The sequence below is a fragment of the Vibrio fluvialis genome, from assembly GCF_900460245.1.
Classification (GTDB): domain Bacteria; phylum Pseudomonadota; class Gammaproteobacteria; order Enterobacterales; family Vibrionaceae; genus Vibrio; species Vibrio fluvialis.
Genome location: NZ_UHIP01000002.1, coordinates 1,379,253 through 1,392,915, shown reverse-complemented (window position 1 = coordinate 1,392,915; position 13,663 = coordinate 1,379,253). Strand labels below are relative to the sequence as shown.

Below are 13,663 nucleotides of genomic sequence, written 5' to 3'. Positions count from 1 at the left end.
TGTTATATTGCTGTCAATAATGCATCAACGAAAAATAAAGAAGCCAGCGAAATGCTGGCTTCTTAGAGGTCTTAACCGGAAGGTTACAGTGCTTTAGAAATCGCGTCTACACTATCCTTCGCATCGCCGAACAACATATGTGTGTTCTCTTTGAAGAAAAGTGGGTTTTGTACCCCAGCGTAACCCGTATTCATCGAACGTTTGAATACGATAACGTTTTGCGCGTGCCACACTTCCAGTACTGGCATTCCCGCGATTGGGCTGTTTGGATCTTCTTGTGCGGCTGGGTTCACCGTATCATTCGCGCCAATCACCAGTACGGTATCCGTATCTGAGAAATCATCGTTGATTTCGTCCATTTCCAAAACGATATCGTAGGGCACTTTCGCTTCAGCAAGCAGTACGTTCATGTGGCCAGGCAAACGACCAGCTACCGGGTGAATACCAAAGCGCACTTCAACACCCATGGAACGAAGTTTTTCTGTGATTTCATACACTGGGTACTGAGCTTGCGCTACCGCCATGCCGTATCCAGGAGTGATGATGACAGATTTTGAGTTCTTCAGCATATCTGCCACATCTTCAGCGTTGATTTCGCGATGCTCGCCCTGCTCTTCCTCACCGCTAATCACCACTTCTTGGCCAAAGCCGCCGGCAATAACACTGATAAATGAACGGTTCATCGCCTTACACATGATGTAAGACAGAATCGCACCCGATGAACCAACCAATGCACCTGTTACGATCAGTAGATCGTTTGCCAGCATAAAGCCCGCTGCCGCTGCTGCCCAGCCTGAGTATGAGTTCAGCATTGAAACGACGACTGGCATGTCTGCACCGCCAATCGATGCTACAAGGTGGTAACCGAAAGCAAACGCGATCAGAGTCATCACGATCAGTGCAAACATGCTGCCGTCTGCGTTTACAAAACGCGTCAGTAGCAGTGCTGAAATTACAATAGCAGCCAGATTCAGTTTGTGTTTATGAGGTAAGTTCAACGGCGACGATTTAATGATGCCGCGCAGTTTACCGAATGCCACGATAGAACCCGTAAAGGTTACCGCACCGATGAATACACCGATAAATACTTCAACAAGGTGAATGACATGTTCGGCATGGGTGGCCACTTCTGGAGCATCCAGATAGCTGTTGTAACCAACCAAAACGGCAGCCATACCCACGAAGCTGTGAAGAATCGCCACCAGTTCTGGCATCTCGGTCATTTCAACTTTCTTCGCGAAATGCATACCGATAGCACCACCAATCACCATAGCCAGAATGATCCAAGCAAGGCCAGATGCACCCGGGCTGAAGATCGTTGCCAGCAGCGCGATGGTCATACCCGCGATACCGTAATAGTTACCTGCCTTTGCAGATTCCTGCTTAGACAGACCCGCCAGACTCAAAATGAAAAACAGAGCAGCAACAATGTACGCCGCTTGTACTAATCCTGCAGACATTGTGTACTCCCTTAGTTTTTACGGAACATTTCAAGCATACGTTTGGTCACGGTAAAGCCACCAAAGATGTTAATGCTTGCAATTAGAACTGCGATGAACGCAAGGAAGGTGACTGCACCATTGCCTTGCCCGATTTGCAGCAGTGCACCTACCACGATGATGCCTGAAATCGCATTGGTTACGGACATCAGAGGCGTGTGCAATGAATGCGTTACGTTCCAAACAACGTAGTAACCCACAACACATGCGAGAACAAATACTGTGAAGTGACCAAGGAAAGCGGCTGGCGCAACCGATGCGATCCACGCGAAGGCGCCAACACCAATCACCATCCCAGCAAGTTTCTTGATTGGAGAAACAGGTTCTTCAACTTTTTTCTCTTTGATCGGTTGTACTTTTGCCTGTTGCTGAGGTTGTGCAGAGACCTGAATGGGTGGTGCTGGCCAGGTAATTTCACCACCTTTCACCACTGTGACGCCACGCAGTACCACATCTTCAAAGTTGATGTCGATGTTGCCGTCTTTCTCTTTGCATAGCAGTTTCAGAAGGTTGACAAGGTTCGTTGCGTACAACTGAGAAGATTGCGTTGGCAGACGGCCGACCATATCGGTATAGCCAATGATTTTCACGCCATTTGGTGTAACAAAGACTTGGTCTTTGACTGTGTATTCACAGTTACCACCGTTTGCGGCCGCAAGGTCAACGATCACACTACCCGGCTTCATGCTATCGACCATCTCTTTGGTCACCAGTTTTGGCGCTGGCTTGCCCGGGATAAGGGCGGTCGTAATGATGATATCAACGTCTTTGGCTTGCGCGGCATACAGCTCCGCAGCTTTCTTGTTGAAGTCATCGGACATTTCTTTCGCGTAACCGTCACCCGAGCCTGAGTTTTCCTTGTAATCGACTTCAAGGAACTCTGCACCCATCGACTGTACTTGTTCTTTTACTTCAGGGCGAACGTCGAATGCGCGCACGATAGCGCCAAGGCTACCAGCCGCGCCGATAGCCGCAAGGCCAGCAACACCTGCACCCGCTACGAAAACTTTCGCTGGTGGTACTTTTCCTGCAGCCGTGATTTGGCCAGTGAAGAAACGGCCAAACTCGTGAGCAGCTTCAACCACGGCGCGGTAACCTGCGATGTTGGCCATTGAAGACAACGCATCAAGAGCTTGTGCGCGTGAAATACGAGGCACGCAATCCATCGCCATCACGTTGATGTTCTTAACGGTCAGTTTTTCCATCAGCTCAGGATTCTGAGCAGGCCAGATAAAGCTAATCAGTGTAGCGCCTTCCTTGAGCAAAGAAATCTCATCAACTTCTTCGTTGCTAACAGGAGCATTCACCTTTAAGACGATGTCTGATTGCCATACGTCTTCTTTACTCACCACTTTCGCGCCCGCTGCTTCATAAGCAGTATCTTCGAAACTGGCCAGTGATCCTGCCTGAGACTCGATAGCGACCTCAAACCCTAGCTTAATGAGCTGTTCAACCGACGTTGGTGAAGCAGCGACTCGCGTTTCTCCTGCGAGTATTTCTTTTGGTACACCAATTTGCATAGCTGTTCCTTGACTATTGGCACAATGATTATTCTGTTTTTATCTAACGACTAACCTAACTTCAAGCTATTTGTTATATAAATACAAACTTTCATTAGTTATAACGTTAGGTAGTAAAGGATTCTGTTGACTCTGCCCTTGGAATACAACATCACTTCAACACAGCAGAGGTCAAACCAGTATAGACAAATATCTATAAAAACAGGAATTTGCAAAGTGCACAGAAAAACAAAAGAGCCACAAGCATATCGACTTATGGCCCTTTTATTTATGATTTCTGTCAACGACTGGATGAGTTAAGAGAAGATCTGACCACTCATTTGGTCGATAAACATCTGCGCCTTTTTCAGCATCAGTTCTTTGGCATCTTCTTTATTTGGCAGTACATCGGAACGAATAAAGCGGTGTGTTTTTAATTCACCATCGACTTCTTTGGTTATGCGCCCGGCAATACGGTATTGCCCGCCTTCAGCAAGCGGCTCCTGGTAAATGAGAAAGCCTTTGTATTCGACAGGCTGAACAACTTCGATTTGGTTTTCTGACTTACCGCCAAACAAACGAGAAAACAGTCCCACAACAACTCCTTTGGGTAATCAATTTTAGGCTGGATCTTTGTGGCCGAGAATCGGCTTTTCGTACCACTCTAATTCTGCATCGTCATCAAAACGCGTCTGAGCGATGACAACCGGCAGGTCATCATCACGATTTTTGCGACGATCATCAACGATCATCGATTCTGCAGCCTCGATAGCTGTTTCGGCCCTTTTCTTCAATATCACCAAACGGGCCTCGGGCAATGCCGATAAAAAATCGATGTCATGGCGAATGTAGATTGGGCGAATCTGACTGAGCGCGAGGCATGCCAAATCGGCTAACTGCTCATTGGAGTAGTTTTCCACATAATACTCTTGGGCTAACACCTGGCCTACCAGAGTTTCCATATAGTTGTGTACGTCGACACTGATTTGCATCTTGACTCTCCTGAACACAAATAATCGGCGATCCTACGCGCGATTTGATGTTTTGCTACACTAGCCAACACTTAACCGATAGGCAATCAATGTCGCGTATACAAGATTAAATGTATGGTCAAGCACCCGCTTTTACGACTTAAGTTTAGCAAAAAGCTTGGAAAATCATTAAATAGAAGTATGCTAGCGAACATAACTATTTTTGAATTTGTCATTAAGTCAAATGGCTAGTTGTTAGAACATGTCGTCGAGTCTGGTTACCTCGTATTGGTTTCGTTTTTCATTTCCAATCATTCTGCTGTCTGCACTGTGGTTCGGAATGAACAACGTCATTCTTATTACCCGCTCAAATCTCGGATTTGCGGGCAACTTACCCTACGTGCTATTTATTGCCGCTATTGCGATCGCGCATCTCTTTAAACAAAGTCGTATGGCCATGGTGGCCTGTGCGATGATGATATGTTATTGGGTGATTCAGTATCGTTTGCAAACCCCGCTAACGACAGGCACCACCCTGCTCGAACTGTCTCTGTTGGCTATTTTACTGCCTATCGCTTGCTTGCTCAGCTATGCCTTTAAAAACGGCGGATTATTTAGCCGTGGATTTGCGGTGTACTTAGGTATTCTCACTCTATTTGGCGTGTGGTGTTATCTCATTATCACGCAATATCAATCCGGTGGCTTTGCGGATCTTAACGACGGCTTGCTCTATTCAGTCGAACAAGTATCTAAACTGCCGTTCATTCTGGTGCTCTATCTTGCGGCATTAACGGGCATCACCAGTATTTTTGTGTTAACCAAAAATCGTCTAATGGATGTGGTGATTTACACCTCAATTCTGTTGGCGTCGAACACCTTCATTTTCTTTCAGGTGCAGTATGTCTCCAGCACCATGTTCTCGTTAGCTGGTGTGCTTCTGATACTGTATTTGTTATCGGCCAGCCATGAGATGGCATTTAACGATAGGCTGACGCAGCTACCTGGGCGTCATGCACTGGATCTTGATATGCGCTACCTCGGGCGACGTTTTACGGTAGCAATGGTGGATGTGGACCACTTCAAGAAGTTCAACGATTCCTATGGTCATGAGACCGGCGATGACGTGCTCAAGTTAGTTGCGGCCCGGCTGCGCTTGGTTCAGGGGCGCGCTAAAGTGTATCGCTACGGCGGCGAAGAATTTACCGTTCTGTTTAAAGGTAAAACCGCCGATCAAGCGGTGGATTTTCTGGAGCTGCTGCGCGCTGATATTGAACAGTATGATCTTGTGATTCGTAATTTTGATTCGCGGCCAAAGAACGATAAAGATGGCGTGAAACAGCGCTCTGATGCTAAACGTACATCGGTGAATATTACCGTCAGTATTGGTGTCTGTGACAGTACTGTTGAGCGCAATCCTATTTCGGCAATCAAATTGGCAGACCAGGCACTTTACTCGGCGAAAAAAGCGGGTCGCAACTGTGTCAAAGTGGCGAATCAGTCCTGATTGAAAAACAGCACAATACTGCCGCCTTTGAATGCGCTGCCGTAGTTTAAGGCCAATCCAATTCCAATATTGTCTATAAAACTGATTTCAAATGGTGGTGTCATTAACCATCCAACGCTTGCCTCATAGTACATTGATGTGCCCAGGGGCTGGTTGATGTCTCCACCCACGTCCACCCTTTTTAGGCTTGAGTAGATAGACTGAACAGAACGACCGAGCTGTGAAAAGTCATAAGCTGCAGTTACTCCGTTGGCGATATACCACCCTTCGGGATGACCGATATCGCCTTCATTCGCTTCCCCCCATCCATAGCCATAAAAGTAGTGCCAGGAGGATGAAACTTGCCAACGCCCCCAGGATTCTTCTGACTTATATTTCACTTTAAAGTGCGGCTCATAAACGTTGGCCCACGCTGTGGTATTGAACAATAAATTGTCCAGAAACGGCGCAATTTGTTTTCCGGTTGGGCTGTTGTAATCCATGCTATTTTCATAGCGCAACAAATGAGCTCCAAATCCGGGCTCAAACGACCAGTGTTCATCGAAATGGTGTGTAAATCGGTAGGCGACATATAAGTCAGCGATCACCTGACGAAAATCGTCTTTCGGCTCGTCAGTAGCAAACTGCACCGTTTCTTCAGATACCATCCCCGATAAGCGCAGTAAAATGCTGTGCTGATTAATGGCATCCGCCTCGCTGAGTTCAAACGTATAAGGTAGTGTCGAAACAGCATATTTCTTGCGGTTGTCGAGCGACTCCTCCGTGCCCCATTCTTCATTATCAGTGTTGAGCAACTTGTTAGGATCAAAATCGCTGATGCCAACGGTAAATACATCACTGTCGCTCAGTACGATCGTTGCCGCAAAGCTGTTCTCCAAAAAATTCTGGATGGATGAGTAACCTGCGATGGCCCATGAGGAGTAAGTAAAAAGGAAAGTCCCAAGAGGTATAGCGAAGTTGCGTTTCAACATACGTCTGCAAGTCATCTGTATTCAGTTGAATATTAAACTTATGTTAGTCGATACTCGGCACCGAGGACATCAAAGTTTTTCCGTATGTCTCCATGTTGAGAACTGGCGCTACTCTAAGTGCTATCGTGGTGCAATCTTATGATTTATGTCAAATTTCTTTAATCAACTTGTAAGTAAATGAATAAAAACTCAATAACGACTTAGTGAGTTATTGTTCAGTAACTACTATTAAATAAGCCTACGTCATGCAGTGAAGGTCAAGGAGGACATTTGGCTGTTAATCAAGATGTTCTGTCGATTTATGACAAATGGATGCGATCAATTTCTCTACGCCCGATTTTGGTCGCTTGTGCTTGGCTTATCATGTGGCGGGCTGCTGCTCTGATGGAATATGAGCCACACGTCAGTGTCTGGTTTCCTCCCTCCGGTGTAACATTCGCTATCTTTTTGGTTTTGGGCTGGTCGTATTTACCCGTTCTCATTTTGTGCTCAATTACTGCGACCTTTTGGGAAAATAGCATTTACGGTGCCAATCAGTCATTTACGACATTGGTTTCCACCGGTTTGTTATTCGCAGGTATTCACAGTTTCGCATACTGGCTTGGTGCTTCGTTGCTTAAGCAGATCAGTGCAGAGCAAGACACCGTTAAAGTTCCCAATCTGATTTTGCTATTTTTGATCTTAGCCGTGTGCTCCTCGTTGGTTGCCGCCATCGGCGGCTCGACTGCGTTGGCGATGACCGGCATCATCGATTACTCCGACATCATGCAATTGTGGGTCCCTTGGTGGGTGGGTGATTTGATTGGTGTTGTGGTCATCACACCGCTGATCGTATCAATTCTCGGGAAATTTTACCCTTCTGAAGGCCGATGGTTGATAAAGCATTTCAAACCATTGTTGGATGATTTACCGCTGAAGCCTTTTATTTATAAGCTGATTACCGCAGGCCTTATTTTATTGAGCATCAGTATGCTTGTGGCCGCCTATCCTTCTTCACAGATTGTGTTCATGGTGTTCTTTCTTGGTATTGCACAGATGTGGATTGTGTTTACCGAAACTGCCTCACGTTCGTTCATCAGCTTGGCAGTGCTCAGCACGCTAACGGCGGTGCTGGTGGATGTTCTGGGATTATCTGAACGCGCGATGGTGTATCAGTTCACCATCTATTTACTGGCGGCCAACACTTATTTCGGGCTCTGGGTGCCGCACATTTTAGTCGACAATCAGAAGCTACGCCGCCTTTCCGAGCAAGACATTCTGACGGATGTACAAACCCGTCAGTTCTTTATTCGTAATGTTCATGACGAAGTTGTTCGCGCGCGTCGTTATAACCAGCCGATTTCAATGATTTTGTTCGATATCGACAAGTTTAAAGTGATTAACGATAATTACGGCCACATCATTGGCGATAAAGTATTGATAGCCATTGCAAATCTCGTTAAGCAGGAGATTCGCCCTTCCGATAAAATCGGCCGATTTGGTGGCGATGAGTTTATGCTGTTGTTACCCGGCGATGACCTACCGGGAGCGTTACAGGTTGCAGAACGCCTGTGTGAAGCAATCGGAAAGTTACGCGTCCCCGGAATGAGTGACATTGTCACTTGTAGTTTCGGTGTCACTGAGATAAAAGATAACGATAACTTCGTTTCGGCGTTTGAACAGGCAGATAAATTGCTGCTTGAAGCTAAGAAAGAAGGACGTCATCGAGTGAAGTCCTAACGACAAAGGAGCCGATTGGCTCCTTTGTCGTTTATGGCGTAAGTCTATTCTGCCCGCGCATAAACAGATTGCTTAAGTACAATGTGTTGCTGTAAAAGTTCGTCAAACGTCTGCTCAACAATCAGGGAGTGGATTTCGGGATTATCAATACGTGTCGAGTCATACAGCACCGCGCACAGTTCATCACCGGATTGTAATTGGTGCTCTTCACCGTATTTCGTATAGCGAGATGAACCCAGTGAGATCAACATGCGTTTGGGGTACCCTGCCTCGCCAATCAGCTTGGTGAGGTTATGCAGTGCTCCTTCGTTTTTCTGGGTGTTGAGCTGCTCTATCAACCAAGAAATCAACTGTTCATAGCAATAACTGTAATCACTCAATGAGACGTCATGGCAACACGCTGACCAAACGCCATCTCGGCGATGAAAGCTGCAGAATCGGTACTTCCCGAGCCCATCTGCGGCGCTGAAACTGGTCAGTGGCCACGCTTTTTTCGCAATGCCTTTTGATGCCAGCCCCCAGTTTTTCTTTTCAGCCAATTTGCTAACAACGGCATTGCGATGAGTCAAATCGTTGAGCAGCGTCATCGATTCTGGTTCCAGCCCGATAACGGTTGTGCCAAGATAGTTCACCTTAACCACAAGTGCGATTTCAGGCTCCATCTGCACCCGTGCCGTTGGATCATTAGGTAACAGAACACTGTCAAACGAATACGGATTAACCGTTAAGTATTCGTCGCTGGCGTCCGTGACATAAAAGGGAAAAAGCGCCTGCGGGCGACTGGTATCCACGTCACCTTGAAGCGCTTTTGCTTCGCCAGTCTGTTGTAAGTGGCCAGCGAAATTGCCGGCAATCCCGATCCCAAATAATGGGACTTTTTTACTGCTGTTCGGGCTCAAGTCTTCCTCCATGAAGCTTAAAGTTACGATGTCACGGCAAGGCCGCGTAAAATCATATCGACAAGAAATTGCTGTGCCTGTTCAAACTCTTCTTCGGACATGGGTGCACCTTTGATGAGCTGAATTTCAGTATCAAAATCAGCGTAAAATTGGGTGGCTCCCCATATCAAAAACAGCAAATGTAGCGGATCGACCGGGCGAATTAGCCCCTGTTCTACCCACGCGTTGATCACACTTGCTTTGCCCGCTGCCCAGTTGACGACCGGAAACTGAATTTCATCACGAATCACCGGCGCGCCTTGAATAATCTCTTGAGCGAAGATCTTCGACTCTTGAGGATGCGTTCGGCTATAGCGCATTTTGCCGACGATATAATTGCGAAGCACAGCTTGTGGCGAACTGTCGATGGCACTTTCTGAAAAACCTTCATTCCACAGCGTGAGAATATCCTGCAATAACGCTTTATACAGTCCCGTTTTGGACTTGAAGTAATAGAGAATATTGGCTTTGGGCAAATTCACTCGATCGGCAATCGCTTGAACCGATGTGCCTTTGTATCCATGTTTGACGAATTCATCAGCAGCAGCCTGCAAGATTAATTCCTGGTTGCGACGACGAATTTCTCCCGAAATAGAGCGTTTCTGCTGTCCCAGTTCAGTCTCCAAGAGAACTCCTTTCATATTGGCCCTTTATTACAGTAATCATTGCTTACGCATCGGTTGTCAAGTGTCTAAATATGCACCGTTTTCAGGCATCTGCACATTTATGGTTCAGCAGGTTGCGACATAGCGCAGCGCAGCCCTTGTTGCCACTCTATTTGAACACTTGGTCAAGTTTTTGCATTTACCCTTTCGAAAAAAATAGAAAGGAATCTGCTCAACATGACTACACCACTTCTCGAACTGTGGAATCTCAGTAAGTTCTTCCCGGGTGTCGTGGCGAATGACAAAGTGAATCTCAAACTGTTTCCCGGCGAAATTCTCGCTCTACTGGGTGAAAATGGAGCCGGAAAGTCAACGCTGGTGAAAATGATTTATGGGGTCAACACGCCCAGTGAAGGTGCGATTTTATGGAATAATCATGAAGTCAGCATGACATCCCCTAATCAGGCTCGCGCCATGGGGATTGGCATGGTGTTCCAGCACTTCTCTGTGTTTGAAACCCTGACGGTGTTAGAAAATATCCAGTTGGGGCTAGATAAGGAATTTCTCGACTCCTTGGATGATTTACGCCAAACCATTGTCGAAAAAAGTGAACAATATCAGTTACACGTTGACCCGGACCGTTACGTTCACAGCCTGAGTATCGGGGAGCGCCAACGAGTCGAAATTTTGCGTTGTTTGATTCAGAACGTAAAACTGCTGATCCTTGATGAACCGACCTCGGTACTGGCCCCTCAGGAAATCGAAGGGCTGTTTACCGTGCTCAATCAACTGGCGTCGGAAGGTTGCGCGATTTTGTTCATCAGCCATAAGTTGAAGGAAGTCACCACGCTTTGTCATCGCGCCGTTATTCTGCGAGGCGGCAAAGTGACTGGGGAATGCAACCCTTCACACGAAACGCCCAATTCAATTGCGCGCATGATGGTTGGCGATGAAACCCAGTTGTCGGAAACGTATCCGAAAACAGCCGGTGAAACGGTGGTGATGCGCACAGTCAATCTGTCACTCGCGCCGTCTCATCCGTTCGGATGCAGCTTAAAGCACATTAATCTTGAGCTTCGCAGTGGCGAAATCTTTGGTTTGGCGGGCGTTGCGGGCAATGGTCAGGAAGACTTGTTGGCTGTGCTGAGCGGCGAAGACACTCGCGCCGATAACGACTCTATCCAGTGGCAAAATGCGCCGATTGGCCATTTGCATGCGGGACGCCGCCGCCAACTGGGATTAGCCTACGTCCCTGCCAATCGCTTGGGGCAAGGCGCCGTGCCGGAGATGAGTTTAGAAGAGAATACCCTGCTGACGCATGCGCGTTCGCTTTGTCGCAGCGGTGTGATTCAATTTCCCAAACTCAAAGCCATGGCCCAAAAACTGATTCAAACCAATCAGGTCAAGTGCCGCAATGAGCAGTCGCAAGCGAAAAGTTTGTCTGGCGGGAATCTGCAAAAATTCATCATGGGGCGTGAGGTTGCACAAGCACCGCGTGTGTTGATTTGTGCGCACCCGACTTGGGGTGTGGATATCGGTGCGGCCAGCGCGATCCACCGACAGTTGATCGCATTGCGCGACGAAGGCGCTGCCATTCTGGTGGTGTCTGAGGATATTGATGAGCTGTTCGTTCTTTGCGATCGCCTCGCCGCAATTTATGAGGGCCACGTCTCTTCGGCGGTGAAAACGGCGGACACATCCATTGATCAAATCGGTGAATGGATTGCAGGCGGCTTTATTGCGTCGCAGGAGGTGGCCCATGCTTAACGTGCAACCTCGTCTAGAAAGTTCAAAGTTGATGATGTGGCTCTCGCCGTTCATCGCCGTTACCTTAACGTTAGCCGTCTCCAGTGTGCTGTTTGTGTGGCTGGACGTCAGCCCGCTGAAAGCATTTCAGGTGTTTGTGATGATGCCCTTTTCCGACAGCTACAACTTGGGCGAATTGCTGGTGAAGTCGGCGCCGTTGATGCTGTGTGCCGTGGGTTTAGCGCTCTGTTATCGAGCCAACATCTGGAATATTGGCGCTGAAGGCCAGTTATTGATTGGCGCCGTGGCGGCAAGTGCGGTCGCGGTGAACGCCGATGACACCTCAGGAATTGGCATGCTGCTGGCGACCTTAATTGCGGGCATGGCTGCAGGCGCTGGCTGGGCCGCGATTCCGACGTGGCTGAACCGTCGTTTTCACACCAACATCATTCTCACCACCATCATGCTCAACTACATCGGTTTGTATGTGCTGTTGTGGGCGGTGCATGGCCCGCTTCGCGATCCGCAAGGATTCGGCTTTCCTGAATCCCAAATGTTTGCCGATGCTGCGCTGCTGCATCCGCTGTTTGACAGCGGACGCGCATCATCATCGATCATTGTTGCAGTCGTGATTGCGATGGTTTCGGGTGTTGTGCTGTTCAAAACCCTGCCCGGCTTTCAATTGCGCGTGCTCGGTTCTGAGCGTGCGGCTGCCAAATACGCCGGTTTTTCAGAGCATCGCCTCGTTTGGGGCGTGATGTTGTTTGCTGGCGCATTGGCAGGCTTTGCCGGGGCTGCCGAAGTCGCGGGCCCGATTGGTCAACTGGTGCCCTCTGTTTCGCCGGGCTATGGCTACGCAGCAATTATCGTGGCGTATTTGGGGCGTCTGAATCCGATCAGTGTCATTGTTGCGTCGCTGTTTATGGGCGCGCTCTATATGGGAAGCGATCTGGCACAAATCGAACTCGGACTGCCAACTGCGGTCACCGGGCTTTTCCAAGGCACGCTGCTGTTTTTCCTGCTAGCGTGTGATTTTCTGATTCACTATCGCTTTGTCCCCAAAAGCGCGTTACGGGCGCCCGCTCAAACCACGCTTGTAGACGAAAAAGGAGCCGCATAATGGATGCGTTATTGATTCAATCGCTGTGTATTGCGGCACTGAAAACCGGAACCCCGTTACTCATCATCGCATTGGGCGAGTTGATTTGTGAAAAAACGGGCGTATTGAATTTAGGCCAAGAAGGCATGATGCTGATGGGCGCGATGGCAGGCTTCGCGGGCGCCTATTTCTCCGGTAGTTTGTTAGTTGGCATTCTGGTTGCTATGTTGGCTGGTATGTTGATGGCGTTGCTGTTTGGCGTCCTGACCTTAACTCTGAGCACCAATCAGGTGGCGACTGGGCTGGCATTAACCATCTTTGGCACAGGTCTCAGTGCGTTTCTCGGCGGCAGCTTGGTTGGATCCACGATCGTCGGCTTCAAAGCGATGCCGATTCCGCTGTTGAGTGACATTCCGTTCATTGGCCCATTGCTGTTCAATCATGACTTGCTGGTCTACCTCAGCTTCGTGTTGGTCGTTGGCGCTTGGTGGGTGCTGCACAAGACGCGTGCGGGGCTGATCATTCGCGCGGTTGGCGAAAATCCTCACTCAGCCAATGCGCTTGGCATTGAGGTGATTAAAGTTCGTTACATTGTCACGTTAATCGGAGGCGCTCTGGCTGGTTTGGCAGGCGCTTATATGTCCCTCGCCTACACGCCAATGTGGATGGAGAACATGACCGCAGGCCGCGGCTGGATTGCGCTGGCTTTGGTGGTGTTTGCGTCGTGGCGGATTGGCTATCTGGTTTTGGGCGCGTATCTGTTTGGTTTCACGTCGATCATGCATTTGATGATGCAAGGTGTGGGCGTGGATATTTCACCAAACCTCTTAGCTATGACGCCTTATGTGGCAACGGTTGTGGTCATGGTGCTACTCAGTTCAAATGAGCTGCGCCAGAAATTGGCAACGCCGATGAGTTTAGGCAAACCATTCGATCCCAAACGTCACTAAGTTGCAATCGTCATGACGTTCCATCGTAATTAAAACCAAAACGTCACGACATGAGGAAGCCCGCCACTGCGGGCTTTTTTAATCGCGGTTGATTTAAGCTGCATCAAATGTGTGCACATCGTGAATCACTAAGCACCAAAATTACGCATTCCCACATCAGGT

General features: G+C 48.3%; 12 protein-coding genes. 5 read left to right on the top strand and 7 right to left on the bottom strand.

The features are described 5' to 3' along the window. Positions 1 to 83: 83 nt before the first annotated feature. The 4 genes from pntB to DYA43_RS21430 all read right to left on the bottom strand — a co-directional run bounded on the left by pntB (position 84) and on the right by DYA43_RS21430 (position 3,990). The gene (pntB, locus tag DYA43_RS21445; protein WP_024375590.1) at positions 84 to 1,460 is read right to left on the bottom strand and encodes a Re/Si-specific NAD(P)(+) transhydrogenase subunit beta; all 1,377 of its coding nucleotides are present in this window, start codon (positions 1,458 to 1,460) and stop codon (positions 84 to 86) included. Between the two features lie 11 nt (positions 1,461 to 1,471). Then, positions 1,472 to 3,019 carry a Re/Si-specific NAD(P)(+) transhydrogenase subunit alpha gene (locus DYA43_RS21440; RefSeq protein ID WP_061055642.1) on the bottom strand — a complete coding sequence of 516 codons (1,548 nt, stop codon included), beginning with the start codon at positions 3,017 to 3,019 and terminating at the stop codon, positions 1,472 to 1,474. 296 nt (positions 3,020 to 3,315) lie between these two features. Then, positions 3,316 to 3,594 (bottom strand): HlyU family transcriptional regulator, encoded by a 279-nt coding sequence (locus DYA43_RS21435; protein ID WP_061055641.1) that lies wholly within the window; start codon positions 3,592 to 3,594, stop codon positions 3,316 to 3,318. A 24-nt stretch (positions 3,595 to 3,618) separates the two neighbouring features. Next, the gene (locus DYA43_RS21430; protein ID WP_061055640.1) at positions 3,619 to 3,990 is read right to left on the bottom strand and encodes a late competence development ComFB family protein; all 372 of its coding nucleotides are present in this window, start codon (positions 3,988 to 3,990) and stop codon (positions 3,619 to 3,621) included. 241 nt (positions 3,991 to 4,231) lie between these two features. Between DYA43_RS21430 and DYA43_RS21425 the strand changes: the two genes are divergently transcribed. Further along, positions 4,232 to 5,473: a GGDEF domain-containing protein gene (locus tag DYA43_RS21425; protein ID WP_061055639.1), complete on the top strand. Its 1,242-nt coding sequence runs from the start codon at positions 4,232 to 4,234 to the stop codon at positions 5,471 to 5,473. Here the strand turns inward: DYA43_RS21425 and DYA43_RS21420 are convergent. Further along, entirely contained in the window at positions 5,464 to 6,444 is a 981-nt protein-coding gene (locus tag DYA43_RS21420; protein ID WP_061055638.1) for a Solitary outer membrane autotransporter beta-barrel domain, read from the bottom strand. The genes DYA43_RS21425 and DYA43_RS21420 overlap by 10 nt on opposite strands. 270 nt (positions 6,445 to 6,714) lie before the next feature. Here DYA43_RS21420 and DYA43_RS21415 point away from each other — a divergent pair, with 270 nt between their 5' ends. Further along, on the top strand, positions 6,715 to 8,163 hold the full coding sequence (locus DYA43_RS21415) for a sensor domain-containing diguanylate cyclase (RefSeq protein WP_024375428.1): 1,449 nt from the start codon (positions 6,715 to 6,717) through the stop codon (positions 8,161 to 8,163). A gap of 44 nt (positions 8,164 to 8,207) precedes the next feature. Here the strand turns inward: DYA43_RS21415 and DYA43_RS21410 are convergent, their stop codons facing one another. Both DYA43_RS21410 and DYA43_RS21405 read right to left on the bottom strand, forming a co-directional pair. Continuing rightward, on the bottom strand, positions 8,208 to 9,062 hold the full coding sequence (locus DYA43_RS21410; RefSeq protein WP_020430901.1) for a DUF5718 family protein: 855 nt from the start codon (positions 9,060 to 9,062) through the stop codon (positions 8,208 to 8,210). Between the two features lie 23 nt (positions 9,063 to 9,085). After that, entirely contained in the window at positions 9,086 to 9,727 is a 642-nt protein-coding gene (locus DYA43_RS21405) for a TetR family transcriptional regulator C-terminal domain-containing protein (RefSeq protein ID WP_020328571.1), read from the bottom strand. Between the two features lie 216 nt (positions 9,728 to 9,943). Here DYA43_RS21405 and DYA43_RS21400 point away from each other — a divergent pair, with 216 nt between their 5' ends. Genes DYA43_RS21400 through DYA43_RS21390 form a run of 3 tightly spaced genes read left to right on the top strand, consistent with a single transcriptional unit; the run spans position 9,944 to position 13,501 of the window. Further along, complete coding sequence (locus tag DYA43_RS21400) at positions 9,944 to 11,473, top strand: ABC transporter ATP-binding protein (protein WP_061055637.1); 1,530 nt, start codon at positions 9,944 to 9,946, stop codon at positions 11,471 to 11,473. After that, on the top strand, positions 11,466 to 12,572 hold the full coding sequence (locus DYA43_RS21395) for an ABC transporter permease (RefSeq protein WP_061055636.1): 1,107 nt from the start codon (positions 11,466 to 11,468) through the stop codon (positions 12,570 to 12,572). The genes DYA43_RS21400 and DYA43_RS21395 overlap by 8 nt, the downstream gene beginning before the upstream one ends. Further along, positions 12,572 to 13,501 carry an ABC transporter permease gene (locus DYA43_RS21390; protein WP_020328574.1) on the top strand — a complete coding sequence of 310 codons (930 nt, stop codon included), beginning with the start codon at positions 12,572 to 12,574 and terminating at the stop codon, positions 13,499 to 13,501. Before DYA43_RS21395 ends, DYA43_RS21390 begins: the two co-directional genes overlap by 1 nt. The last annotated feature ends 162 nt before the right edge of the window (positions 13,502 to 13,663 follow it).